Genomic DNA, 24,987 nt, shown 5'->3' on the forward strand with positions numbered 1-24,987 from the left:
GCCGTCCCCGAAGCGCCGCGTGCCCATTTGGAGACGAAGAGCGCTCCAATATTTTAGACCAGCGTCTAGGGAAGCTCGGGGGGCTGGATGACCAAAACAAGCACAAACGGGGTCGATTGGCGCGCGCTGTGGGCGAGCGGCGACCTGGCGCGCTTCTGCTTTATCGGCCTCGGCATCCTGCTGCACGCCACCAACGAAACCATGGTAGCAACGGTCATGCCGGCCATGGTCGGCGACCTCGCCGGCGTGCAACTGGTCGGCTGGTCGCTGGCGATCTACGAGTTCGGCGCCATCGTTGCCGGTGCGGCCGCCGGACGGCTGGTGAGCTATGTCGCGCTGCGTACCAACATGATGGTCGCCGCAATGCTCTATGCCGTCGGCGCGCTGGTCTGCGCCACCGCGCCTTCGATGCCGCTGTTCCTCTGCGGCCGCCTGATCGAAGGGCTCGGTGGCGGCGCGCTGGTGTCGCTGGCCTTCGTCTCGGTCGAGCGGCTGTTTGCCCGCGCGATCTGGCCGCAGCTTTTCGGCGTCATGTCGGCGATCTGGGGTGTCGCCGCCTTCAGCGGGCCGGTGCTCGGCGCGGTCATGACCGAATTCTCGTCCTGGCGCTGGGCCTTCGGCGTCTTCACCCTCGGCGGCACGGCCATGGCGCTGGCAAGCTTCCTCGTGCTCGATACGCCTGAAGCAACGAGGCCGCAGGCGAAGGGCGGCTCGGCGCCGCCCTTCCCCTTTGCGGCACTTGGCTGCCTCGCCGGCAGCGTCGTGCTGATTGCCACTGCCGGCGTCGACATCGCCCTGCTGCGCTCGTCGCTGCTGCTCACCCTCGGCCTGATCGGCCTGGCGCTGTTTATCTATATCGACGCACTGAAGCCGCGCTCGCGCCTGTTCCCGTCGCGGCTGTTCTCATGGCGCTCGCCGGTCGGCGCGGGCATGACCATGGTCGCGGCGTTTTCGGTGGCGACCTGCTCGTTCGCGGTCTACGGGCCGCTGCTTCTGACCAGCCTGCAAGGCATTCCGATCCTGACCACCGGCTACATCATCGCCGCCGAATCGATCGCCTGGTCGATCCTGTCGATCCTCGTCGCCAATGCGCCGCCAGAGCGAGAGCGGCTGATCATCGTCGGCGGGGCGCTGATGATCGCCACGGGCGTCGCCGGTTTCGCCTATACGGTGCCGGCCGGCTCTATCCCGTTGATCCTGCTTTGTGCCTTGCTGCAAGGCGGCGGTTTCGGCATCGCCTGGCCGTTCGTCACGCGTGTGATCGTGGCATCGGCCAAGGAAGGCGAGCAGACGATCGCCTCGGCCGCTGTGCCGACCATGCAGCGCATCGGTTATGCCGTGGGTGCGGCACTGACCGGCATCGTCGCCAACGCCAGCGGCTTTTCCGAAGGCCTGAACCGCGAGGCCGCGGCGAACGTCGCCGCCTGGCTGTTCCTCGCCTTCATACCGCTCGGCATCCTGGGATGCCTCGCCGCCCTGCGGATTTCGGGGACGACCGACACGAAGCCGGCGAAGCTGTCAATCTCCGTGGGGGAGATTGACTAGACAACGACCGTCTTCAGCCGGTCGGCGATTAGTGCCGCGAGCCGCGTCGCCACCTCGTCCTTGCTCATCTCCGGCCATTCCTCGACGCCGGCCTTCGAGACGATTCGCACCTTGTTGCGGTCGCCGCCCATCACGCCCGGGGAACCATCTTCATGCGAGACATCATTGGCGACGATAAGATCGGCGCCCTTTTTTGCGAGCTTGGCCTCGGCATTCCTGACCAGATCCTGCGTCTCCGCGGCGAAACCGACCACCAGCATCGGCCGCTTTTTGTGGTGCCCGACACCGGCAAGAATATCGGGATTTTCCACCATCTGCAGCGAGGGCGGCCCCTCGCCCGCCATCTTCTTGATCTTTTCCCCGGCCGAACTTTGAGTGCGCCAGTCGGCGACAGCCGCGACGAACACCGCCGCGTCGGCCGGCAGCAACTGCTCGACCGCGTCCTTCATCTCGACGGCGGTTTCGACGTGCAGCGTGGCGACGCCGGCCGGATCGGCAATGCCGACCGGGCCGGAGACGAGACGCACGTCGGCGCCGAGCCTGGCCAGCGCCGCCGCGATGGCGTGGCCCTGCTTGCCCGACGAGCGGTTGGCGATGTAGCGCACCGGGTCGATCGGTTCATGCGTCGGTCCGGAAGTGACGATGATCCTCCTGCCTGCCAGCGGCTTTGGCCGGCTGTCGAGCAGCGCCTCGATCGCGGTGACGATCTTCAGCGGCTCGGCCATGCGGCCCTCGCCCACCTCGTTGCTTTCGGCCATCTCGCCTTTCGCCGGGCCGACGAATGCGACGCCGTCCTTGCCCAGCATCGCGCGGTTGCGGCGGACCGCCGGATGCGCCCACATTTTCGGGTTCATCGCCGGCGCCATCAAAACCTCCTTGTCGGTGGCGATGAGCACCGTCGAGGCAAGGTCGTTGGCGTGGCCGTTGGCGAGCTTTGCCATCAGGTCGGCGGTGGCCGGCGCCACGACCAAAAGGTCGGCCTCGCGCGACAGCCTGATATGGCCGATGTCGTGCTCGTCCTGCCGATCGAACAGTTCGGTGAAAACATGGTCGGCGGACAGCGCCCCGGCCGACAGCGTAGTGACGAACTCCTGCGCCGCCGCGGTCATCACCACCCGCACTGCCGCACCGCGCTCGCGCAGCCGGCGGATCAGGTCGAGCGCCTTGTAGGCGGCGATGCCGCCGCCGATGATCAGCAGGATGCGCTTGCCGGAGAGGATGCCTCGCGGGCTGGAGACGGCGACCACCGACGTTGCCGGACTCTGCGAACTCGTCAGTTCGCGCAGTGTTTTCTCGATCTGGTCGATGCGACCGGCCGAACCGAACTGACCTTCGACCGCTGCGCGGATCATCACCCGCGCTTGGTCTTCCATCGACCGGCCATTCTCCGCCGCCAGTCGGCGCAGCAGGTCCTTGACCTCGTCATCAAGGTTGCGGATCGTGATGCTGGCCATCTGATTGCACCTTGCCCGGAATTGCTGAGTGCAATGATAGCAATGCAATCACTTTGCAACAAGCGCTAGAATATACGCCAGGCGATATACACCAGCGTCAGCGCGATCACCCACAGCGCCAGCCGGCCGGAGCGGGTGTGGCGCGCCTCGGCTTTGCCGATCGCGTCCGCCGTCCCCTCGTCGAAGCGCAGGCCGTTTTCGGCCATCAAGTCGATTTCGCGCGACAGCCGCTCGGTACGGGCTGCGAGGTCCGGCGCCTGACGGGCCAGCGCCAGCAGCGCGTTGGCACCGTCGCGCGCATCGGCCAGCAGGGCGCGCGGGCCGAGATTGCGGGCAATCCAGCCGCTCACCACCGGCTCCGACGTCTTCCACATGTTGAAGGCCGGGTCGAGGGTGCGGGCGACGCCTTCGACAACGACCATGGTCTTCTGCAGCAGCACCAGCTCGGACCGCGTCGCCATGTCGAAGAGGTCGGTCACCTCGAACAGCAGCGTCAACAGCTTGGCCATCGAGATGGTCTCGGCCGGCTGGCCGTGGATCGGTTCGCCGATCGCCCGGATCGCCTGGGCGAAAGCCGCGACATTGTGCTGGCGCGGCACGTAGCCGGCCTCGAAATGAACTTCGGCGACGCGCTGGTAATCGCGCGTGATGAAGCCGTAGAGGATTTCGGCGAGGAACCGGCGCTCCTTCCTGCCGAGCCGGCCGGCAATGCCGAGATCGACGGCGACGATGGTGCCGTCGGCCTCTATAAACAGGTTGCCCGGGTGCATGTCGGCGTGGAAGAAACCGTCACGCAGCGTATGGCGCAGAAACGACTGAACGAGGTTGGCGGCAATCGCCTTCAGGTCGTGGCCGGCGGCGGCAAGGCCGGCAACATCGTTCATCTTGATGCCGTCGACCCATTCCATGGTCAGCACGTCACGACCGGTGCGCTCCCAGTCGACCGACGGCACACGGAAGCCGGGATCGTCCTTGGTATTCTCGCCGAGCTCCGAAAAAGCCGCCGCCTCCAGCCTCAAATCCATTTCGATTTTGGTCGTCTGGGCCAGTGTCTCGGTCACCTCGACCGGCCGCAGCCGGCGCGACGACGGGATGTATTTTTCCTGCAGCCGGGCGGCGAGGAAATAGCTCTCGAGATCGCGAAAGAAGCGGCGGCGCACGCCCGGCCGGATGACCTTTACTGCTACCCGGGTAATGACGCCGTCCTGCAGGGCTTCGGCGGTATGAACCTGGGCGATCGAGGCGGCGGCGACGGCCTCGCCGAAACTGACATAGAGCTCCTCGATCTTGCGTCCGAGCGAGGCTTCTATCGCTGCAACGGCCTCGGCCTTCGCAAACGTCTCCATCTTGTCCTGCAGCATGGCGAGATCAAGCGCGATATCGTTTCCGACGACATCCGGCCGTGTCGCCAGGAACTGGCCGAGCTTGACGTAGGACGGGCCGAGCCGCACGACCGCCTTGGCCAGCCTGTCGCCGCGCTCATAGGCAAGCGCGCGACGGCGGGTGAACAGCCGGGCCATGCGCCAGCCGAATTTCGGCAAGCCGAAGAGCTCGTCACCGGGCAAAGCCGCGATGACACCCTCGCGGACCAGCACCCAGCCGGCCCGTACGAGCCTGAAACCAGCGCCGATGCTGCTCATGGCTGGCTTTGCCCCGCCGATTTCCTAGACCGGCGAAGAGCACATTGAGTACGAAAGATACGGGCCAGCCTCAAAGCTTCCAGCCCGAGTGGAGCGCGGCGATGCCGCCGGAGTAGTTGCGGAACGAGGCGCGCTCGAAGCCCGCGCGCGAAATCATCGCCGCGAAATTCTGCTGATTGGGAAATTTGCGGATCGATTCGACCAGATAGGAATATGGCTCGCCATCGCCGGTCACCGCCTTGCCGATCCGCGGAATGGCGTTGAACGACCATGCTTCATAGACCTTGTCGAGCAGCGGCATCTCGACCTCGGAGAATTCAAGGCAGAGAAAGCGCCCGCCAGGCTTCAGCACGCGATAGGCTTCGGCAAGCGCCACATCGATGCGCGGCACGTTGCGGATGCCGAAAGCGATGGTGTAGGCGTCGAAAGTAGCGTCGGCAAAAGGCAGTTCCTCGGCATTGGCTTCGACGAAATCGGTATTTGCCGACAGGCCCTTTTTCTCGGCCCGGTCGCGGCCGACGGCGAGCATCGAGCCGTTGATATCGAGAACCGTTGCATGAGCGTGCCTGCCGCTCGCCTCGACGATGCGGAAGGCGACATCGCCGGTGCCGCCGGCAACGTCGAGAACGCTCCAGCCCGGCCGCTTCGGTGGATTGAGCCAGGCGACCATGGCGTCCTTCCACAACCGATGCAACCCGGCCGACATCAGGTCGTTCATCAGGTCGTAGCGGTTTGCCACCTTGTGGAAAACATCATTGACCAGGGACTGCTTGTCGCCTGGTCCTACCCGCCTGAAACCATAGGAGGTTTCCATGCCGCCCGCAGCAGTGGTTCTTTCAACCGACATCGTTTTGATCCGCCATAAAATCGGCGGGACCATAGCCGATCGATGGTGCGGGCGCTATTGTTTAAGGCGCGGTGTTCGGCCGCGCTTCGAAGCAGGTTCCGGAAAAGTGTCACACGGTTTTCCGACAGGAACTTGCGTCATAAGAAAAAGCCTGACGGGATAATTGAATGCCTTTGAAAGCAGAACTGCACTGCCACATCGAAGGGGCAGCGGCGCCTGAACTCGTCCTCCGCCAGGCTGAGAAATACGGCAAGGATGCCTCGCCCTACATCCAGGACGGCTCCTTCGTCTGGCACGACTTCACCTCTTTCCTCGCCGCCTACGACTTCTCGTCGGACCTGTTCCGCACCGAAGAAGACTATGCGCGGCTGGCCGATCATTACCTGACCAGCCTCGCCCGCGACGGCGCCATCTATTCCGAGGTTTTCACCTCGCCCGACCATGCCAGCAAGGCCGGGCTGTCGCCGAAGGCCTATACCGACGCGCTCGGCGAAGGCATGGCCCGCGCCAAGGCGAAGACCGGCATCGAAGGCCGCATGATCGTCACCGGCGTGCGCAATTTCGGTGTCGAATCGATCGAGCGAGCGGCGCGTTTCGCCGCGCGCTGCGGGCATCCGCTGGTCACCGGTTTCGGCGTCGCCGGCGACGAGCGGATAGGCGACCTGGAAGATTATGTCAGGGCCTTCGAGATCGCCCGCGAGGCCGGCCTCGGCATCACCGTCCATGCCGGCGAATTGATGGGCTGGGAGAGCGTCGAGGCGGCACTCGACCACATCCGCCCGTCTCGCATCGGCCATGGCGTGCGCGCCATCGAGAACCCCGAGCTTGTGCGGCGCATCGCCGACGAAGGCGTCGTGCTCGAATGCTGCCCTGGCTCCAACATCGCCCTGAAAATCTTCGACAGCTTCGCCGACCATCCCTTCCCCGCCTTGCGGGCAGCGGGCTGCAAGGTGACGCTCAACTCCGATGACCCACCCTATTTCTGGACCTCGCTGAAACGCGAATACGACATCGCTGCCGAGCATTTTGCGATGGACGACAAGGCGCTCACCGCCGTCACCAGGACGGCCATCGAGGCAGCCTTCGTCGACAGGAAGACCAGGGCGGTGCTGCTGGGCAGGCTCGGCGCCAAGGGCAGGTGAATGGTGAATGGTGAATGGTGAATGGTGAATGGTTCACCCGGCGCTTCGGTTCGTCAACCGCGAGTTTTTCCGCGCAACCAAGGACTCGCAAACCAGTTCACTATTCACTATTCACCATTCACCATTCATTTGCGCAGTTGGAGAACACCATGAAGGGCGTCACCGTCGTCGACCATCCGCTTGTCCAGCACAAGCTGACCATCATGCGCAAGAAGGAAACCTCGACGGCCGGCTTCCGGCGGCTGCTGCGCGAGATCTCGCTGCTGCTCGGCTACGAGGTCACCCGCAACCTGGAACTGACGACGACGACCATCGAGACGCCGATCGAGACGATGGAGGCGCCGACGCTGGAGGGCAAGAAACTGGTCTTCGCCTCGGTGCTGCGCGCCGGCAACGGCTTGCTCGAAGGCCTGCTCGATCTGGTGCCGGCGGCGCGTGTCGCCCATATCGGCCTCTATCGCGACCATGAGACGCTGGAAGCGGTCGAGTATTTCTTCAAGGCGCCGGGCGACCTCGCCGACCGGCTGGTGATCGTCGTCGACCCGATGCTGGCGACCGCCAATTCGGCGATCGCGGCGATCGACAAGCTGAAAGGCCGCGGTGCCACCAACATCCGCTTCCTCTGCCTGCTGGCGGCACCAGAGGGCCTCGAGCGGTTTACCCAGGCGCATCCCGATGTTCCGGTCTTCACCGCTTCCATCGACCGCCAGCTCAACGAAAAGGGCTATATCATGCCGGGTCTCGGCGATGCCGGCGACCGCATGTACGGCACCAAATAGATCCGTTTACCGATTGTTTACGCAAACGGCTGGTTTCCGCACTCGTTAAAGCGGCAATCACCATGTCGGACTAAGGATCGGCAACCACAAAGGCCGGTCCATGCTGCGCAAGCTCCTCATCCTTGGCGTGTTTGCCGGAACGTCGGCATCGCTGCCGATCGTCTATCAGTCCAATTCACAGGTAATCGAGCGGCTGTTGAAATCCGCCATCGGAGCCAGGCCGGCCGACACACAAACCGACCTGAATCTCGCCGCCGTCCCGGACAGGCCCACAACGCCGCAGCCGCTCGGCCGCAAGGTCGTGGTCACCGCGGACTCGCGCGGGCATTTCATGTCGGTCTTCAAGTTGAACGGCCGCCAGATCGACGGCATGATCGATACCGGTGCCACGCTCGTCGCCATCAACACCTCGACTGCGCGCAGGATCGGCATCTCGCTCAATTCGACGGACTTCAGCCATCAGGTCAACACCGCCAATGGTGCGATCAAGGCCGCCGTGGTGACGATTGATCGCCTGCAGATCGGCAAGATCACCGTCGAGGGCGTCGAGGCCGTCGTGCTCGACGACAGGGCGCTGCACACCAACCTGATCGGCATGAGCTTTCTGCAGCGACTCGAAAAATACCAGGTCGAAGACGGCAAGCTGCTGCTGGTTCAGTAAAACGTGATCCCGAACCGCAGGTCCGCGCCAGCGAAAAGTGGGGACCGGTTTTCGGACAAGATCGTGGTCCAAAGAAAGATAGAGCCCATCCGATACCATCGGAATGGCTCTACCCGCGCGGCAGGATCCGCCGGATGACGGTTTTCTCCGTGGCCGGTTTGGAAGTGCCGATGGTATAGGCCGAAAGCACGGCGGCCGCGGCCGCTTCGGCATCCCCGCTATTGCGGGCATGGACCAGCGCCAGCGCTTCGCCGGCCCGCACTTCAGCGCCGACCGGCAACAGCCTGGTGATGCCGACGGCGTGATCGATCCTGTCGTCGGGCCGCGTCCGCCCGCCGCCAAGCCCGACCACGGCAAGCCCGATCTCGCGGGTCGCGATGCCGGTGACAAAGCCGTTCGCGCTCGCCTTGACCGCGAATTCCGTTGCCGCTTTCGGCAAATATTTTTCCGGATTGTCGACAAAGTCGACGGGACCACCCAGTGCCGCCACCATGCGCGCGAAGACGGCAGCGGCGCGGCCGCCGGCCAGCGTTTCGGCGGCGCGGCGCAGGCCGTCCTGGTTGGACGACACCAGGCCTGCCGATTGCAGCATCTCGGCGGCCAGCGCCAGCGTCACGTCCTCCAGCCGCCGGTCGCGAAAGCGGCCGGTGAGAAAATCGACGGCGTTGCGCACCTCGACCGTATTGCCGGCGGCGGACGCCAGCGGCTCGTTCATGCCGGTGACCAGCGCCGAGGCCTTAAGGCCGGCGCCATTGGCGACGTCGACCAGGCTGTTGGCCAGTGCGGTTGCGTCGCGCGATTTCTCCATGAAGGCGCCGTTGCCGACCTTGACATCGAGCACCAGCGAACCAAGGCCGGCCGCCAGCTTCTTCGACAGGATCGAGGCGGTGATCAGCGGCACCGATTCCACCGTTCCTGTCACATCGCGGATCGCGTAGAGCCTGGCGTCGGCGGGTGCCAGATCGGCGGTCTGGCCGATGACGGCACAGCCGGTTTCGAGCACGGTCTTGCGGAACCGCGCAACATCCGGCTGGCTGATATAGCCGGGGATCGCATCCATCTTGTCCAGTGTGCCCCCGGTATGGCCCAGACCCCTGCCGGAAATCATCGGCACATAGGCGCCGCAGGCAGCGACGATCGGCGCCAGCATCAAGGAGACATTGTCGCCGACGCCGCCCGTCGAATGCTTGTCGGTGACAGGGCCGGGCAGATCCGACCAGTCGAGCACATCGCCGGAATCGCGCATCGCCATAGTCAGCGCCACCGCCTCGTCGCGGCTCATGCCGTTGAAGAACACCGCCATGGCAAAGGCGCCGACCTGCGCGTCGGTGACTGTGCCGGCGGTCAGACCCTCGATGAAGAACGCTGTCTCCTCAGCCGAGAGCTTCTGGCCGTCGCGCTTGCGGCGGATGATTTCCTGGGGAAGCATCAGGCGTCGACCCTGTGCTCCGGAAGCCCGTCCTGAAAAACACGCTGCAGAATGGTCGCCAGCCGCGCGCCGCCGACCGGCGCCATGTCCTTGGTCTCCTGGTGCGACAGCTCGGCTCCGGTCATGCCGGCGGCAAGGTTGGTCACGACCGAACACGCGGCGACGCGCAGCCCAAGGAAGCGGGCGAGAATGACCTCCGGCACCGTCGACATGCCGACTGCGTTGGCGCCCATGACGCGCGCCATGCGGATCTCGGCGGGCGTCTCGAAGCATGGGCCGGAGAACCACATATAGACGCCCTTGTGCAGCGTGGCCCCGATGGCCTTCGCCGCCTGCTCGATGGCGGAGCGGAGACCGGCGTCGTAGGCTTCGGTCAGGCCGACGAAACGGCGGTCGCTCGGTTCGCCGATCAGCGGGTTGGAGCCCGAGAAATTGATGTGGTCGGTGATCAGCATCACCGAGCCCGGGCCCATCCCGGGATCGACCGAACCGGCGGCGTTGGTGAGGATCAGCCTGGAGATGCCGAGGCCGGCGAGCACCTCGAGTGCCGGCCGCATCGCCGCCGCGTTGCCGTGCTCGTAATAATGCGCCCGGCCGGACAGCATCAGCACCGGCGTGCCGGCAAAGAGCCCCGCCACCACCTCGCCGGCATGGCCGCTGACGCCGCTTCGGGGAAACCCCGGCAAGTCGGCGTAGGAGATGCGCACCGCATCCTCGACCTGGTCGACAAGCCCGCCAAGCCCTGACCCCAGCACCAAGGCGGTGGTCGGCGCCAGCCCGTCCAGCCTTTCGACGAGGTGATCGAGCGCTTCCTTCATTTCAGCACATCGCCTTCAAACCCGTATGGCAGCAACTCGCCCATGGTCACGGTCTCAACCACGCCGCTATCATCGCAGAGATAGAATTTCGTCTCCGGCCGGCAGAATTCCGCCAGCCGCTGCCGGCAGCCGCCGCAGGGCGAGCATTTTGCCACGCGTTCGGCGATCACGGCGATTTCCGTGATCTTGCCGCCGCCGCCCATGACGTAGTGGCCGAGCGCGGTGGTTTCGGCGCACCAGCCCTCCGGATAGGACGCGATCTCGACATTGGCGCCGGTGAAGACACGGCCGTCCTCGGTGCGCAACGCCGCGCCGACCGGAAATTTCGAATAGGGCGCATAGGCCTTGGCCATGGCGGCTTTCGCCGCTTCGAACAGATCATGAGCCATGATAGATCAGCGTTCCTTGACATACGGCACGCCGCCGGCGCGCGGCGGGATTGCCTTGCCGATGAAGCCGGCAAGCAGGATGACGGTCAGCACATAGGGCAGCGCCTGCATGAATTGCACCGGCACCTTGCCGATCATTGGCAGTGGCGTGCCTTGCAGGCGGATCGACGCCGCGTCGAGGAAGCCGAACAGCAGGCAGGCGAACATGGCGTTGACCGGTTTCCATTTAGCGAAGATCAGCGCGGCCAGCGCGATGTAGCCCTTGCCGGCGGTCATGTCCTTCACGAAGCCGCCATTCTGCACCATCGACAGATAGGCGCCGGCAATGCCGGTGAGCACGCCGGTGCAGATCAGCGCCCGGTAGCGCAGCCAGGCGACTGATATGCCGGCGGTGTCGACGGCGGCGGGGTTCTCGCCGACGGCGCGCAGGCGCAAGCCGAAGCGGGTGCGAAACAGCACCCACCAGGTGAACGGCACGGCCAGGAAGGCGAGATAGACCAGCACGGAATGGCCGGAGATGAGTTCCGAATAGATCGGCCCGAGGATCGGCACGCTCCTGAACGCCTCCGCGCCCGGCCAGGTGATTGCCTCGAACCGCTCGCCGGCGGCCAGCGCCGGCGTGCGCCCGCCTTGCTGGAACCAGGCTTGGCCGAGCATGATCGTCGATCCGGCGGCAATGAAATTGATCGCGACACCCGAGACGATCTGGTTGCCGCGATGGGTGATCGAGGCAAAGCCGTGGATCAGCGCGAAGGCAACCGAAATGAGGATGGCCATGCCGAGGCCGAGATAGGCCGAGTGGAAGACCGAGGCGGCGGCCGCACCGGCGAAGGCGCCGACCAGCATCTTGCCCTCGAGCCCGATGTCGAAGACGCCGGCGCGCTCCGAATAGAGGCCGGCGAGGCAGGCGAGCAGCAAGGGCACCGACAGGCGGATGGTCGAGTCCAGGACCTGCACGATGGCGTTGAAGAAATCCATCTCAGGCGCCCTTCCCCTTGACCGCTTCCATGCCGACCGATCTCGGGCTGAGCGAGGCGAACAGCGCCTGGACATAGGGCCGGAACATATGCTCGAGCGCACCGGCGAACAGGATGACCAGGCCCTGGATGATGACGATCATGTCGCGGCTGATCGCCGGCATCTCGAAGGCGAGTTCGGCGCCGCCCTGGTAGAGCATGCCGAACAATATTGCCGCCATGACGATGCCGACCGGATGCAGGCGGCCCATCAGCGCCACCGCGATGCCGACGAAACCGGCGCCCGAAACGAATTCGAGTGCGACATTGTGCTGGTCGCCCATCGTCGGGTTGAGCGCCATCATGCCGGCTAGCGCGCCCGAGATCATCATCGCGATAATGATGATGCGGATCTCCGAAATGCCGGCATAGCGCGCCGCTTTCGGGCTGTGGCCATAGGTGCGCATCTCGTAGCCGAGCTTGGTGCGCCAGATCAGCACCCACACCAGGAAGGCCATGGCTAGCGCCAGCAGGGAACTGACGTTGAATGGCGCCGAACGGATTTTGGCGCCGAACAACTCGATGACCCAGTTGAGCTTCGGCAGTTGCGCGCCTTCGAGGAAGGTGCGCGTCTGCGGTGCCATCGAGGCGGGGGGCTTCAAGTACCCGACCAGCGCACGGACCATGACGCTGGCGGCGATGAAATTGAACATGATGGTGGTGATGACGATGTGCGAGCCGCGCTTGGCCTGCAGATAGGCCGGGATCAGCGCCCACAGCGCGCCCATCGCCGCGGCGGCGATAATGGCGATCGGGAAGGTCAGCCACCAAGGCAGCACGCTGTCGAAGGCCAGGCAAACAATGCCAATGCCGAGACCGGCGATATAGCCCTGGCCCTCGCCACCGATGTTGAACAGGCCGCAATGCGCCGCAACCGCCACCGAAAGCCCGCTGAAGATGAAGGTGGTGGCATAGAAAAGCGTGAACGCGATGCCTTGGCCGCGGCCGAAGGCACCCTCGACCAGGACGACGGCTGCGCGCAGTGGGTTCTCGCCAACCAATATGACGACGAAGCCGGCAACGACGAAGGCGACGAACAGGTTGATCAGCGGGATCAGGACGTAGTCGGCCCAGGCCGGCAGCTTGGCATAGGGAGTGCTCATTCCGCCGCCTCGCGCTGCTCGACGCCGGCCATCAGCAGGCCGAGCTCGCCCTCGGTCGCGTCGGGGCCGCGTTCCCCGACGATGCGGCCGGCAAACATCACCAGGATGCGGTCGGACAGCGAGCGGATCTCGTCGAGCTCGACCGAAACCACCAGCACCGCCTTGCCCTGGTCGCGCATGGCGATGAGGCGCTTGTGGATGAATTCGATGGCGCCGACATCGACGCCGCGTGTCGGCTGGCCGACGATCAACACGCCGGGATCTTGTTCCATTTCCCGCGCAAGCACGATCTTCTGCTGGTTGCCGCCGGAGAAATTGGCGGTCTTGAGGCGGCAGTCCGCCGGGCGGATGTCATATTTGACGATCTTGTCCCGGGCATCGTTACGGATGGCGTCGATGTCAAGGAACGGCCCCTTCAGATAGCGCTCGTCGTCCTGGTAGCCGAGGATCGAATTCTCGTTCTCCTCGAAGGCCAGCACCAGCCCGACATGATGGCGGTCCTCCGGCACATGGGCGAGGCCGCGCTCGCGCAGTTCACCGGGATCGGCGGCGCCGGTGAGGTCGATCGGCTTTCCGTCGAGCATGACGGAGCCCGAAACGGCATGCCTGATGCCGGAAATCGCCTCGAGCAGTTCGGACTGCCCGTTGCCGGCGACGCCGGCAATGCCGACGATCTCCCCGGCATGGACGTCGAAGGAGACGTCGTCGACCATGGTGACGCCGCGAGAATCCTTCACCGTCAGGTTCTTGACCGCGAGCTTGACGCCGCCGGCCTTCGCCTCGCCCTTTTCGACGCGCAGCAGCACGCGCCGGCCGACCATCAGTTCGGCCAGCTCCTCGACCGTGGTCTTCCTGGTTTCGCGTGTCGCCACCATGGTGCCCTGGCGCATCACCGAGACCGTGTCGGTGATCGCCATGATCTCGCGCAGCTTATGGGTGATCAGCACGATCGTCTTGCCCTGCTCCTTCAACTGCCTGAGGATGCGGAACAGGTGGTCGGCCTCGGCCGGCGTCAGCACGCCTGTCGGCTCGTCGAGGATCAGGATCTCGGCGCCGCGATAGAGCGCCTTGAGGATTTCGACGCGTTGCTGCAGGCCGACCGGCAACTCCTCGATGATGGCGTCCGGATCAACTTCGAGCCCGTATTCGCGCTCGAGCCGCTCCAGCTCGGAACGCGCCTTGGCGATGCTCTTCTTCAGCAGCGCATCGCTTTCGGCGCCGAGAATGACGTTTTCCAGCACCGAGAAATTGTCGACCAGCATGAAATGCTGATGCACCATGCCGATGCCGAGCGCGATCGCATCATTCGGTGTCTTGATCGATGCCGGCTGCCCACCGACACGGATTTCGCCGGAATCGGCCTGGTAGAAACCATAGAGGATCGACATCAGCGTCGACTTGCCGGCGCCGTTTTCGCCGACGATGCCATGGATAGTGCCGCGCATAATCTCCAGATTGATGTCGCGGTTGGCGCGCACGGCGCCAAAGCTCTTGTCGATGCCGATCAGCTCGATTGCGGCTTGCGCCATGCAGCCTGTTCCCACTGTTATTTTTTTACCGCTTGGTCAAACGCCTAGCATGACGCCCAGTCTGTGCCAATTGGGTCCGTACCAATTGGCCGGAGCAGGGTTCACTCTCGACAAATCCCGCCATGCTTGTCAATTTCCAACGTGGCCGCAGCCTGCACAATCGCCTGATCGAGGATTTCAAATGACCATGCCCGAGGACCGGCTGACGACGCTGGAAATCCGCGCCGCCGAGCAGGAGAAGACCATCGAGGAACTGTCCGGCCAGATCGCCGAGCAGTGGAAGGTGATCGAGCGCATGCAGCGCAAGCTCGACGCGCTGGCCGAGCGCTTCCTGGCGCTGGAGGAACAGGCCGCGCCCGACGTGCCGGTGACCAAGCCGCCACACTGGTGAGCGGGCCGATAAGACAAAACCGCCGGGCTTTCACCCGGCGGCTCGTCAGTTCAGCGGTGCCAGTCGATCAATAACGGCAATCGATCAATACGGGCAGGCATTGTCCGACATATAGTCGTGCACCTTGATGGTGCCGGCTATGATGTCGGCCTTGGCCTTTTCGACCGCCGCCTTCATCGCATCGTCGACAAGCGCCTTGTTGTTGTCGTCCATTGCGTAGTCGACGCCGCCTTCCTTGAGGCCGAGATCGTTGACGCCGGCCGTGAACTTGCCGTCCTTGGCATCCATGAAGGTGTTGTAGACGGCAACGTCGACGCGCTTGACCATGGAGGTCAGCACCTTGCCGGGCTGCAGGCCGTTCTGGTTGGAATCGACGCCGATGCCGAGCTTGCCGGCGTCGGCCGCTGCCTGCAGCACGCCGACACCGGTGCCGCCTGCCGCCGCGTAGACCACGTCGGCGCCCTGGTCGATCTGCGTCTTGGCGATCTCGCCGCCCTTGGCCGGATCGTTCCAGGCTGCGGGCGTATCGCCGGTCATGTTCTGGATGACGTCGGTGGCGCCGGCCGCCTTTGCGCCGCCGACATAGCCGCAGCCGAACCTGCGGATCAGCGGAATGTCCATGCCGCCGACGAAGCCGACCTTCTTGGTCTTGGAAGCCATCGCCGCCATCACGCCGACGAGGTAGGAGCCTTCCTGCTCCTTATAGACCAGCGAGCGGACATTGGGCTTGTCAACGACCATGTCGATGATGGCGAATTTGGTGTCGGGGAACTCGGTGGCGATCTTGTCAAGCGCGTCAGCCCACGAGAAGCCCGCCATGACGATGGGGTTGCGACCGTCCTCGGCGAAACGGCGCAGCGCCTGCTCGCGCTGGGTGGCGTTGCTGACCTCGAATTCCACATAGGGGATGCCGGTCTCGGTCTTGAACTTTTCAGCGCCGTGGAACGACGCCTCGTTGAACGACTTGTCGAACTTGCCGCCGAGATCATAGAGGATCGCGGGTTGAATGTCCGCGGCGAAGGCCGGAAGAACCATTGCAGCTGCGGCCATGAGGCCGAGAACGATACGTTTCATGTGATCCACACCCCTGTCGGTTATTTGTCCATTATGCACCGCATGCCGGCCCGGTTCTCCGGCAGGCATGCGGCGTCAGGCAGGAGTGTCTTCCTCCCGCTTCGGGTCAATCTGGCACGGCCCGAAACAAAATTCACGTGGAATTTTGACCCTTTGGAAAAGCATGGCGCCGCATCGCGGCGCCACAGCATATTCCTTGCGTCAGGAGCATAAAATCAGGCGGAGACGGCGGCCGGAATGGCGCAGGAGACGCCGGTTCCCTGCAGGCCGCAATAGCCGTAGGGGTTCTTCGCCAGATATTGCTGGTGGTCTTCCTCGGCGAAGTAGAATTCCGGCGCCGGCGCGATCTCCGTGGTGATCTTGCCGCGTCCGGCGCCGCGCAGCGAACCCTCGTAGGCGTCGCGCGAGGCGATCGCAGCCTGGTGTTGAGCGTCGTTGAGCGTATAGATCGCCGAGCGGTAAGTGGTGCCGACATCATTGCCCTGGCGCATGCCTTGTGTCGGGTCGTGGCTTTCCCAGAACAGCTTCAAGAGCTCGGCATAAGACACGATCTTGGGGTCGTAGACGACGAGTACGACTTCGGCATGGCCGGTGAGCCCCGTGCAGGTTTCCTGATAGGTCGGGTTGGGCGTGACGCCGCCGGCATAGCCGGCCGCCGTGACCCAGACGCCCTTGACTTGCCAGAACAGGCGCTCGGCGCCCCAGAAGCAGCCCAGGCCGAACATCGCCGTTTCCATCCCTTCGGGATAAGGACCCTTGAGCGGCCTGTTCGAGACAAAGTGCTTCGATGCGGTCGGGATCGGCCGGTCGCGGCCGGGCAACGCCTCGGAGGGTTTCGGCAGGTTGAGCTTCTTGTTCAGCATGTCGCTGAGAAACATGTGTGGGTTCCTTTTCTTCTTGGTTGAGCCTCCCCGGTACGGAACACCGGGTCAGGCTGGAAATGTCAGGTTGCGGCGAACCGCCCGCTGGGGCGCTGCCGCCTGTAACCGATGGCAAAAAGAATGAACGCCAGGACCGCGAACACGGCAAAGCCGGGCTGGCTGAGCACCCAGGCGATGGCACCGTCCCACAGCAGCGGGTTGATCTTATCGCGGACGAAGCTTTCGAAGGCGCTGCGCGTATCCGGCGAGACAGCGAGCCAGCTGGTGTTGAGCGGGGTCATCACCAGCGCCGAAGCCGCCACCGAGCGGGTCGCATCGAGCACGGCCATGATGACCGAAACCGAAAGCGCGACCATTGCAGCGAGACGAAAGACGAAGCGGAACATCCGGACCCTTCCTCCCCAGGAGTTTATCAGAATGTCGTGTCGGACTGTTAAATAGGACCTGCGCGCTTTATCCGCAATCGCGACACGTGAAGTTGAACCCGCGACCGCCGGTTCGCCGGAACCGGTGGTGCGCCGGACGGCAAGCACAACCTCCGCCGATCGTTTCGATAGGCTCCGAACGGGTGCCCCAGCGGCATGGGCTGAGCATCCGTATCCGGCAAAGCGAATAGACTGCCGTTATGTCTTGGCATTCGGCACCGGATCGACTAGATGAGCCCCGCGCCTGTTGCTTTGACGGCTCGGGTGCGGGGAAAGGGTATCCGCTGGTTGACGGCGCCCACGGCCGGAATTCCGGCCGGAATCCCACAGGAGAGGCATCTCCCCAACCCGCGCGGCGAAACCGGCCGCGGCGAAAATGCTAAAGGATGGAGAGGTGGCCGAGTGGTTGAAGGCGCACGCCTGGAAAGTGTGTTTACGGGAGACCGTAACGCGGGTTCGAATCCCGCTCTCTCCGCCAGTTGCCTCGCCAAATTGCTGAAATACCTAATAAATTTCATGGCTCGCAGTATTTGACCCACTTTTTGCCCCACATAATTGTGTGGATTAAAATGGCTGTCACAGGCTTTCTCTGGACGCTATCTCTAGCAAGAGCGCTTCATTGTGGAGCGAAGTTGAGCGCCCCTCCAACTATGTGAGTCTGGGGCCGGATGGTCCTGTCACTACGGGGACGACGGCGACGTTGGCGGGTGTGTGGAGAGGCTTTGATTTTGGTGGGCGTGTTGACCTGTCGCCCGATCCTGTGGGGAGCGAAAGATGGTGACGATACTGAAGTGGATTGCCATCGCTGTACTTGGGCTGCTGGCATTGATGCATGCGGCACTGACTGCTTCACTGATCTGGCACATGTTCCGCTACGATGTACCCGGAGCTTGGATTGCGGAGCCCGAATTAGTCAGGCAATACCTGATTCCGCTGGCTTCCATTTTTGGTCTCTTGATACTGATGCGATACGCCAAGCCGACCGAAAGAAAGGCGTGCATCGCAGTTCTCGCTGCCGTTACTGTGTCCTTTGCGCTGTTTCTATTGTTGCATTTAACCGGTCGATTGACGATCAAATAGAGGGGACACTTTGGGCCCGCGCAGCGATTTTTGGCTGTTCTGCATGCTGATTTTTGCCTCTGATAGTGCTTCGCGCGGGTAGAATTTTGCGTTCGCGGCCTGCAAATTTTGTCATCGAATCCGGTTTGCGCGCACGAAATTTGGGCTCTTCTTGCGGTAAGCTAGCGCGGTTTCTCGTGCATCGGCGAGCGAGATGATCGACGTGCCGCCCAATCCGATGTCTCTACGCCTGCCTTGGACGATGATCCGGAGGAGCCAACGCTTCGCTCCCGACGGGTCCACGACGGGGTAAAGGCCATTGCCATCGGCATATCGTCCCGGAGTCTTAGCCTGCCGCACCTCGATCGCGCTTAGCGCCTTGTCCGGGTGCTTTCCCGATTTTTGCATCGTCCGCCCAACTCACCCCACCCCACATTTTCACCCACATTGTATCGGCGATTTTGTTGGACGGCAATGAATGTCGTTGGACGAACTGAAAAATTAACGACTTGATTTCAAAGCGTTATTGGACGTCATTGGCCGCAGACGAACAGCCGACTGGCTGCCGCTCTCTCCGCCAGATAAATCTCACCGGTTCGCCAGCCTAAAGGGACGCTGGACGGCTACTGCCGCTGCGGTGCAGGTATCTTGGGGCAGGCAGAGGGCGCGCGAAGGCTACGGAGCGGCTTTCATCTTCGCCGCACCCTTACCTCAGATCAGCCTACAACCAATCGGCCCGCGCTTCACCAGAAGCACGGGCTTGGTCGACTCGGCGCCATCGCCGCCCCGTCTAGCGCGGGACCGCTTGTATTCCCGAGACCGAGCGCTCTGTTTCGGCGGAGAAAACCACGAAGGCAAAGATCAGCACGGCGACAGCGACAATCATTGAGCCGGTGGCGACGATCGGCTCGAGCGCCGGGTTTCCTTGCAGCATCAGGTAAAGCGCCGGCAGCATCACGACCAAGCCGAGATTGTAGACGCCGTAGTGGATCATGGCGCTCCTGCGGGCAGCCTTCGCCGGATTCAGCGCATAATAGCCGCCGAATATCGCACTGGTGACCCACCCCAGCAGGTTGATGTGCGCGTGAGCCGGAAACGCGCCGTGATCGCCTGAAATTGCCATCTGCAGGCCAGCTGCAATTCCCAGAATAAGAAAGACGATGGCTGTCTTGAAAAAGAGCTCCGAAACTTTAGGCATGCTATTTCTCCCAAACCCGTTTTGCCGCCGCATCATGCTGTGGTTCCGGCGATCTTGCCAAGGGACCGTCGGGCCTGCGGAAGCATGTGTTGCCGGCCTGACAGCCCGTTGGCGACCGGTCGCCGGGCCTAGCCGGTTGCGAGTCCAGCCGGCAAAAAATATGCGCTTACGCTAATTTAATTGCAACATCACCGGCCAGGCTTCGATGTCGTTCTCGCTAGCGAACTGTCCTGCGCGATGGTGGTGCCCATACGCGCCAAAGGTCTGCCCGTCAGTGTTGCAGCAGGGCCTCGCCAAACTTCTCCCACAGCTGTTCGCAATCTGTTGCTCTGAGGCTGGGGGTTCCGAGTGGGCCATATCTGATGACGGCGGCGTGAACATCATAGCCAACGATAGGTGCATTGGCGACAAAGTGGATAGCCTCGCCCAATCGGCGAGAGCCAATTGGCGCATCGGTTTTGTTGGTGATGTCGAAGACACCACAAATATCCACTTCCTGGTTCCTGGCTGCCAACGCAGCTTCCATTACCTGTTCGTGCATCATCGAAGTCTCTCCTATCGGTCTAAGTCTAAGAACCGCGGCTTGTGTTGGCCCGGCAACTGACAACCGGCAAATCGAAGTGCCTTTTGCAGCATCTCGATTGGCTCTTGCTGCGAGCCACTCCGCCCGCTCCCGCGGCAAGCCGATAAGGCAACTGCCAGCGAAATCCGCAGGCACATCCACGGTCGCATCAAGCACGGCCCACGTGCCAGTCGGCTCCTGAATGGGCAAAAACCTCATAACAGCGCCTGCTAATATACTTATTGCGACTGTGGGGACGGAGCTTTGTTCGTGCATCGATTAAACGAATGAGAGATGGTGTCGGAATGGCAGGCGACGCTCGCCGAAAACAATCGTCTGCGACATCGCCAGGATCGAAGGTGGGCTTGAGCAGCGATCCGGCCGCGTTCGGGGCTCGCCGGTAGGGACAAGTACAAGACGCAGCGCCGGCACGCCTCGTCAGATGTCACTTTCTGCCCTGCGGATAGATGGTCTCGCCGCGCTTCAGCATCTCCACGAACGCCGCGATCTTCTTCTTGCGTCCGGCTTCGGTTTTCATGTTGTGGGTGCGGAAGGCTAGCGCGAAGCGGTTTTGCCCGCTGAGCTTTGCCAGCATCTCTTTCGCCCTGGGCTCGGTGTCTATTGCCGCCTGGAGGTCGTCGGGGATCTTCATCTCCTTGCCGCTCTTGTAGGCGCGCGCCCAGCGGCCGTCGGCCTTGGCCGCATCGACCTGCCTCAGCCCGTGCTCGGTCATCCGGCCCTCCTCGATCAGCCGGGCGACATTGTCGACATTGATCTGGCTCCAGGTGCTCTTCTTGCCGCGCGGGGTGTAGCGCTGCAGGTAGCTTTTGCCGTCCAAGGCCTTGCGCACCGCATCGATCCAGCCCCAGCACAACGCCACGTCGATGGCTTGCTTCGGAGTGATCGACGGCAGTCCCGAATCGAGCTTATGGATCTTGATCCAGACTTCGTCCTCGCTGTCGTGATGCTCGCCAAGCCAGGCATGGAAGCTTTCGGCATCCCTGAACTCGCGCACCTTGGCGGGGTCGACCTTGACCGGCGCCATCAGACTGTCCGCCCGTGACGCACGCGCGTAACGATGCCAAGCCGCTTGCATGCCGCGCGCACGGTCATCTCAGCTCCGACAACTAGGATCATGGTTCGCTCCTCTCAACGATGCGAATACGAAACCTAGACGATCTTTCTACTTTCATCATCAAGAGCGTCTCCCTCCTCGTACCGCTCCAATGCCTCCATTAGCCACCGACACTGATTTTACTGGTATGGAACCGCTCGGCATCCGCATATCTATTTGCAACTTCTAATTTAGCCCGATGCGTGCCGAGAGCCCTCAATTCCGGCCGTCATCCATTGCACTTGACGGTCTCTCGAGCTGTGTACGGCCCGAACTGTTGCCGTATCGGCCGATTTTTCAGCGCAACCAAGCCTTTACCTTTCGGCCAGTTCGGAGTTGCCCTTCAGCCATGTTCGTGGTCCCGTACAACCAGGGCGCTCAATGCGGCATTCGGCACCGGTCGCCTCACCGACCGTCAAGGCAACACAGGAGATAGCAATGGGCATTTTCGACAGTATCAAAGGTGCGATTTTCGGAAGCGCGGTTGCGGCCGAAGCGCCGCCGGCGCAACCGTCTCCCGCGCCTGCTTCGAGCACGGCCACCCAGCCGACGGCGCCTACCCGATCCGCCCCGGCTGCAACCCCGGCTCCGGCCGCGCCGGCCGCGCCGTCCTCTGCCCCGGACATCGCTGCCATTCTCGACAAGGCGGTGGCCGCGAAGGGGCAGAAACTCAACTGGAAGAATTCGATCGTCGACCTGATGAAGGCTCTGAATATCGACAGCAGCCTCGGCGCCCGCAAGGAGCTTGCCCACGAGCTGAACTACACCGGCGATATGAACGACACTGTAACGATGAATCTGTGGCTGCATGACGCACTGATGAAAAAGCTGGCCGAGAATGGCGGCAAGCTTCCGAGCGACCTGGCCGCCTAGAGTCACAAGACAAGCAATTCCAGGAAAACGTGTGAACGGTTTTCCGTCCGGAATTGCGTCAAACAAAAAGACAGACCGGTTCGGCGTTTCCGTGAAACGACGAACCGTCCCGGTCCTGCCCGCACCGTGGTTCTTGCTGCGCTGGCTTCGGCCGCAACCGAGCAGACCACACTGCCAAGCATCAGACTGCCAGTAAATAAAATTGAGACCGATCCCGGCCGCCGGGATTGGGTCTATGGCGAAGTCGCATGGCACAAAAGCGCTGCCGCCTCGCGCCCGGATTGCCTCCCGCAAAACCGACGATTTCGGTCGCTGCCCACGCGCTGGTAGGACCACCATTTCGCTGGCGAAACGCGACGTTCGGCGTATCATTCTCCCGGGAGAGGGTTCATGGTGGGAGGAAGCCAATGAACGTGGTGCAGCGGGTGACCGTCGCCGACTTGACGGCCCAAGAGCTTGTTTCATCTGCGCTTTCACGGTTCGGTGCCGGCGACACCATATCGACGAGGGCGATGCTGGACATCGTTCGCAGGACGGCCCCGGCCTGCGGCAACAGTGACGACGATCTGGTCGAGCTTATCGTCATGACGGCCGTTGGTAGGACCATGGGCGTCGTGTTCGACCATCGCTCCCATTAGCAATCCGGAACGAATACCAGGCTGCGCCCAGGAGCAGTGGCGGGCGGTTGGCAGCGCCGCCAAAGAGGCCAGCCTGTTTGTGCGCGAAGGCCGGCCTGACGCCAAGCCCCTGCTTTGAGCAAACCGCCGCGCATGCCCGGTCATGCCCGAGGGCAGGCAACTGGGCGACACGCTCGAAGGAACTCGCTGAAATCTTGCCCGTTATGCTCTCGTCGAGATGAGGAGAGCTGCCATGGCCGACGACAAAACCAAGACCGACAGTCGCGACCGCTCACGAATGGCGGGCGGCGAAGACTACGAGGTACGTCACTTCGCCGAGGAAGCGGGCATCACCCCGGATCAGGCACGCACGCTGATCAAGCGCCACGGCACCGACCGCAAGGTGCTGAACGAAATCGCCGAAAGCATAAGAGCGTCGTAATGGCTGACAAGAAAACCGCAATGGCCGACCGCAAGACGCGCGATCCGGACGAAAAGGAGGCTCTGCGCCTGGCCGAAACCACCGACGTTTCGCCGAAGCAGGCGAAGGATCTGATGCGCAAGCACGGCAAGGACAGCCCGAAGGTCGAGAAGGAAGCCAAGAACTTCAAGGCCGAGGGCTGAGCCGCCGAGCCGGTTGGACGCGCGGCACAGGGTTGTGGCCGCAATCCTGCAGCTTATCGGTTTTCTAACAAATTCGGCCTATCCCTTCCGCTATCGCGGCTCAGGGATGCCATATGCGCGGGATATCTGGTGAGGCGAGGCCGTCGATAGACGACATACGGCATGTGAGGCCGATGTTTTGCCTGCTGGCGGCGGTCGTGATGGCGGCGGCGCTCCTCGCCTTTGCCACCTCCCTCCTGCAGGATCCTGATAGCTGGTGGCACATCAAGATCGGCATGGATATGCTGGCAAGCCGCACATTCCCCACCGTCGACATCTATTCCTATACTTTTGCCGGCCAGCCATGGATCGCCAAGGAATGGCTTAGCCAGGTTCTCCTTGCAATTGCCTTTGAAGCCGGCGGCTGGAACGGCGTGGTGCTGCTGGCGACTGCAATAATCGCGCTGACGGTCTTTTTGACGTCGTGGTATCTCAGCGCGTGGTTGAAGCCGACGCTGGCGATAGGACTGACGCTGGTTCTCGCGCTCTTGATCGGGCCAGTCTATGTCGCCCGGCCGCACATCTTTACCTTGCCCATCATCGTCGTCTGGACCGCCGGTCTTTTCCAGGCCGCACGCAACGAGAAAGCACCGCCCTTATGGCTGCTGGCGCTGCTTTGCCTGTGGGCCAATCTCCATGCCACCTTCACCTTCGGTTTCGTCATCGCCGCCTTCGCCGGCCTCGATCTCGTCACGCGCACACGCTTGTCGAACCCCTGGCTGCTGGCCAAGTGGATCGTTTTCGGGCTGCTTTGCCCGCTGGTCAGCCTGCTCAATCCCTATGGCGTCAAGGCCATACTCGCCACATTCACCGTGGCCTATGGCAATGAGGCGGTGCCTTACATTGCGGAGTGGCAACCCTTCGACGCCTCGCGGCACACCCTCCAGGAGGTGGCCCTGCTGGTGGCGTTTTTCGGGCTGCTCGTGTCGAGATTGCGCATTGGCTGGGCCAAGGCGCTGTTCCTTGTCTTCACGTTGCACGTCTATCTCACCCACATACGGTTCATGTACCTGTTCTTTCTTCTCGTGCCGGTGGTCCTTGCCGTCGAGGTCGCGCAACAATATCCAGCGCTTTCAGCCGAGAAATGGGCGGCGGAAAAGCGTGACGGACTTGAACAATTTTTCGCACGGCAATTTTCCAGGATTTGTGCTGGACTTGCCGTTTTGCTGGTTTTGGCGGCTGCCGCCTTCACGACCTATCCGGTCGCGCCGAGCCAGAAGACCTCGGCGAGGGACGCACTGGCCTTTGCCCAAACCCATAATCTGTCGGGCAATCTGCTGAACTCCTACGATTTCGGCGGCACGCTGATTTTCCACGGCATCAGGACGTTTATCGACGGCCGCGCGGATCAGCTCTTCCTGAATGGCTTTACGGAAACGGATGAGCAGACGGGGCACAGCCGGGGCAAGCCGATCCTGAAAGCCCAACTCGACAAATATACGATAGGCTGGGCATTGTTGACCGCCGACGACAGCCGCATTCCGTTCTTCGACGAACTGGGCTGGAAGCGGGCGTATGCGGACGATTACGCGGTGATCTACACCCGCGCGGACTGAGCCCCGGCAGCTTCGCGCGCCGGTGCGCACTTCCCCCCCTGAAGCTTCGGCCAGCGCCGAGGCGGCGAAATCCTTATGGGATTTTGATTTCTTTGCTCCGCGTCCCGTCTCGAACCTTTATGGCACTTTGATCCATATTCACAGGAGCGGTGTATCCAGCCGCCGATATGATGCGGCGACGGGTTTGGATAGTTTGTTAAAGTAAACAAACAAATACAACAT

General features: G+C 62.7%; 27 protein-coding genes and 1 tRNA gene. 12 read left to right on the forward strand and 16 right to left on the reverse strand.

All coding sequences use genetic code 11. The annotated features are described in order from the left end of the window. The first annotated feature begins 87 nt into the window (after positions 1-87). Positions 88-1,545 (forward strand): MFS transporter, encoded by a 1,458-nt coding sequence (locus tag NKJ28_RS01580; protein ID WP_352633708.1) that lies wholly within the window; start codon positions 88-90, stop codon positions 1,543-1,545. On the opposite strand, the gene coaBC is transcribed toward NKJ28_RS01580, so the two are convergent. The 3 genes from coaBC to ubiE all read right to left on the reverse strand — a co-directional run bounded on the left by coaBC (position 1,542) and on the right by ubiE (position 5,486). Next, positions 1,542-2,999: a bifunctional phosphopantothenoylcysteine decarboxylase/phosphopantothenate--cysteine ligase CoaBC gene (gene coaBC, locus NKJ28_RS01585; RefSeq protein WP_352568184.1), complete on the reverse strand. Its 1,458-nt coding sequence runs from the start codon at positions 2,997-2,999 to the stop codon at positions 1,542-1,544. The genes NKJ28_RS01580 and coaBC overlap by 4 nt on opposite strands. A gap of 65 nt (positions 3,000-3,064) precedes the next feature. Continuing rightward, the gene (gene ubiB / locus NKJ28_RS01590; protein ID WP_352568185.1) at positions 3,065-4,639 is read right to left on the reverse strand and encodes a 2-polyprenylphenol 6-hydroxylase; all 1,575 of its coding nucleotides are present in this window, start codon (positions 4,637-4,639) and stop codon (positions 3,065-3,067) included. 70 nt (positions 4,640-4,709) lie between these two features. Then, positions 4,710-5,486 carry a bifunctional demethylmenaquinone methyltransferase/2-methoxy-6-polyprenyl-1,4-benzoquinol methylase UbiE gene (gene ubiE / locus NKJ28_RS01595; protein WP_352633711.1) on the reverse strand — a complete coding sequence of 259 codons (777 nt, stop codon included), beginning with the start codon at positions 5,484-5,486 and terminating at the stop codon, positions 4,710-4,712. A gap of 167 nt (positions 5,487-5,653) precedes the next feature. Between ubiE and NKJ28_RS01600 the strand changes: the two genes are divergently transcribed. From NKJ28_RS01600 to NKJ28_RS01610, 3 genes are all read left to right on the forward strand, one after another. Continuing rightward, positions 5,654-6,628 (forward strand): adenosine deaminase, encoded by a 975-nt coding sequence (locus NKJ28_RS01600; RefSeq protein ID WP_352454014.1) that lies wholly within the window; start codon positions 5,654-5,656, stop codon positions 6,626-6,628. A 149-nt stretch (positions 6,629-6,777) separates the two neighbouring features. Beyond that, positions 6,778-7,407, forward strand: a complete 630-nt coding sequence (gene upp, locus NKJ28_RS01605) for a uracil phosphoribosyltransferase (protein ID WP_023675320.1) — start codon at positions 6,778-6,780, stop codon at positions 7,405-7,407. 100 nt (positions 7,408-7,507) lie between these two features. Continuing rightward, a complete protein-coding gene (locus tag NKJ28_RS01610) occupies positions 7,508-8,068 on the forward strand; it encodes a TIGR02281 family clan AA aspartic protease (RefSeq protein ID WP_352568187.1) in 561 nt (186 codons plus the stop codon). Positions 8,069-8,177: 109 nt separating this feature from the next. Here the strand turns inward: NKJ28_RS01610 and deoA are convergent, their stop codons facing one another. Genes deoA through NKJ28_RS01640 form a run of 6 tightly spaced genes read right to left on the reverse strand, consistent with a single transcriptional unit; the run spans position 8,178 to position 14,352 of the window. Then, entirely contained in the window at positions 8,178-9,497 is a 1,320-nt protein-coding gene (gene deoA, locus NKJ28_RS01615) for a thymidine phosphorylase (protein ID WP_352633713.1), read from the reverse strand. Beyond that, positions 9,497-10,315, reverse strand: coding sequence for a purine-nucleoside phosphorylase (locus NKJ28_RS01620; RefSeq protein WP_352633715.1), 819 nt, complete (start codon positions 10,313-10,315; stop codon positions 9,497-9,499). The genes deoA and NKJ28_RS01620 overlap by 1 nt, the downstream gene beginning before the upstream one ends. Further along, a complete protein-coding gene (cdd, locus tag NKJ28_RS01625; RefSeq protein ID WP_023675315.1) occupies positions 10,312-10,704 on the reverse strand; it encodes a cytidine deaminase in 393 nt (130 codons plus the stop codon). Before cdd ends, NKJ28_RS01620 begins: the two co-directional genes overlap by 4 nt. 6 nt (positions 10,705-10,710) lie before the next feature. Next, positions 10,711-11,682 (reverse strand): ABC transporter permease, encoded by a 972-nt coding sequence (locus NKJ28_RS01630; protein WP_352576206.1) that lies wholly within the window; start codon positions 11,680-11,682, stop codon positions 10,711-10,713. A 1-nt stretch (position 11,683) separates the two neighbouring features. Then, a complete protein-coding gene (locus NKJ28_RS01635; protein WP_352576208.1) occupies positions 11,684-12,823 on the reverse strand; it encodes an ABC transporter permease in 1,140 nt (379 codons plus the stop codon). Next, complete coding sequence (locus NKJ28_RS01640) at positions 12,820-14,352, reverse strand: ABC transporter ATP-binding protein (RefSeq protein WP_352616400.1); 1,533 nt, start codon at positions 14,350-14,352, stop codon at positions 12,820-12,822. The genes NKJ28_RS01635 and NKJ28_RS01640 overlap by 4 nt, the downstream gene beginning before the upstream one ends. A 181-nt stretch (positions 14,353-14,533) precedes the next feature. Here NKJ28_RS01640 and NKJ28_RS01645 point away from each other — a divergent pair, with 181 nt between their 5' ends. After that, positions 14,534-14,743 (forward strand): SlyX family protein, encoded by a 210-nt coding sequence (locus NKJ28_RS01645; protein WP_031211352.1) that lies wholly within the window; start codon positions 14,534-14,536, stop codon positions 14,741-14,743. An 84-nt stretch (positions 14,744-14,827) separates the two neighbouring features. On the opposite strand, the gene NKJ28_RS01650 is transcribed toward NKJ28_RS01645, so the two are convergent. The 3 genes from NKJ28_RS01650 to NKJ28_RS01660 all read right to left on the reverse strand — a co-directional run bounded on the left by NKJ28_RS01650 (position 14,828) and on the right by NKJ28_RS01660 (position 17,084). Beyond that, on the reverse strand, positions 14,828-15,817 hold the full coding sequence (locus NKJ28_RS01650; RefSeq protein ID WP_292657345.1) for a BMP family lipoprotein: 990 nt from the start codon (positions 15,815-15,817) through the stop codon (positions 14,828-14,830). 215 nt (positions 15,818-16,032) lie between these two features. Then, a complete protein-coding gene (gene msrA / locus NKJ28_RS01655; RefSeq protein WP_352633718.1) occupies positions 16,033-16,695 on the reverse strand; it encodes a peptide-methionine (S)-S-oxide reductase MsrA in 663 nt (220 codons plus the stop codon). 65 nt (positions 16,696-16,760) lie between these two features. Continuing rightward, positions 16,761-17,084 carry a hypothetical protein gene (locus NKJ28_RS01660; RefSeq protein ID WP_352633720.1) on the reverse strand — a complete coding sequence of 108 codons (324 nt, stop codon included), beginning with the start codon at positions 17,082-17,084 and terminating at the stop codon, positions 16,761-16,763. A gap of 427 nt (positions 17,085-17,511) precedes the next feature. Between NKJ28_RS01660 and NKJ28_RS01665 the strand changes: the two genes are divergently transcribed. Next, positions 17,512-17,601, forward strand: a tRNA-Ser gene (locus NKJ28_RS01665). A 296-nt stretch (positions 17,602-17,897) separates the two neighbouring features. Continuing rightward, positions 17,898-18,203: a hypothetical protein gene (locus NKJ28_RS01670; protein WP_352448285.1), complete on the forward strand. Its 306-nt coding sequence runs from the start codon at positions 17,898-17,900 to the stop codon at positions 18,201-18,203. A 111-nt stretch (positions 18,204-18,314) separates the two neighbouring features. Here NKJ28_RS01670 and NKJ28_RS01675 read toward each other — a convergent pair whose 3' ends face one another. The 4 genes from NKJ28_RS01675 to NKJ28_RS01690 form a co-directional block, all read right to left on the reverse strand. Beyond that, positions 18,315-18,590: an Arm DNA-binding domain-containing protein gene (locus tag NKJ28_RS01675; protein WP_352633722.1), complete on the reverse strand. Its 276-nt coding sequence runs from the start codon at positions 18,588-18,590 to the stop codon at positions 18,315-18,317. 382 nt (positions 18,591-18,972) lie between these two features. Then, on the reverse strand, positions 18,973-19,380 hold the full coding sequence (locus tag NKJ28_RS01680) for a hypothetical protein (RefSeq protein WP_352448423.1): 408 nt from the start codon (positions 19,378-19,380) through the stop codon (positions 18,973-18,975). A 271-nt stretch (positions 19,381-19,651) separates the two neighbouring features. Continuing rightward, the gene (locus NKJ28_RS01685) at positions 19,652-19,924 is read right to left on the reverse strand and encodes a hypothetical protein (RefSeq protein ID WP_352448287.1); all 273 of its coding nucleotides are present in this window, start codon (positions 19,922-19,924) and stop codon (positions 19,652-19,654) included. A gap of 463 nt (positions 19,925-20,387) precedes the next feature. Continuing rightward, the gene (locus NKJ28_RS01690) at positions 20,388-20,987 is read right to left on the reverse strand and encodes a YdeI/OmpD-associated family protein (protein WP_352633724.1); all 600 of its coding nucleotides are present in this window, start codon (positions 20,985-20,987) and stop codon (positions 20,388-20,390) included. A gap of 507 nt (positions 20,988-21,494) precedes the next feature. Here NKJ28_RS01690 and NKJ28_RS01695 point away from each other — a divergent pair. From NKJ28_RS01695 to NKJ28_RS01715, 5 genes are all read left to right on the forward strand, one after another. Then, the gene (locus NKJ28_RS01695) at positions 21,495-21,929 is read left to right on the forward strand and encodes a DUF3597 domain-containing protein (RefSeq protein ID WP_352633726.1); all 435 of its coding nucleotides are present in this window, start codon (positions 21,495-21,497) and stop codon (positions 21,927-21,929) included. Positions 21,930-22,336: 407 nt separating this feature from the next. Next, positions 22,337-22,567 carry a hypothetical protein gene (locus NKJ28_RS01700; RefSeq protein WP_023675303.1) on the forward strand — a complete coding sequence of 77 codons (231 nt, stop codon included), beginning with the start codon at positions 22,337-22,339 and terminating at the stop codon, positions 22,565-22,567. Positions 22,568-22,799: 232 nt separating this feature from the next. Beyond that, a complete protein-coding gene (locus NKJ28_RS01705; protein ID WP_023675302.1) occupies positions 22,800-22,988 on the forward strand; it encodes a DUF3606 domain-containing protein in 189 nt (62 codons plus the stop codon). After that, complete coding sequence (locus NKJ28_RS01710) at positions 22,988-23,170, forward strand: hypothetical protein (protein ID WP_254816845.1); 183 nt, start codon at positions 22,988-22,990, stop codon at positions 23,168-23,170. Before NKJ28_RS01705 ends, NKJ28_RS01710 begins: the two co-directional genes overlap by 1 nt. 113 nt (positions 23,171-23,283) lie before the next feature. Beyond that, positions 23,284-24,765, forward strand: a complete 1,482-nt coding sequence (locus NKJ28_RS01715) for a hypothetical protein (protein ID WP_352633729.1) — start codon at positions 23,284-23,286, stop codon at positions 24,763-24,765. Positions 24,766-24,987 lie beyond the last annotated feature (222 nt).

The organism is Mesorhizobium sp. M0145, from assembly GCF_040322355.1.
GTDB lineage: Bacteria > Pseudomonadota > Alphaproteobacteria > Rhizobiales > Rhizobiaceae > Mesorhizobium.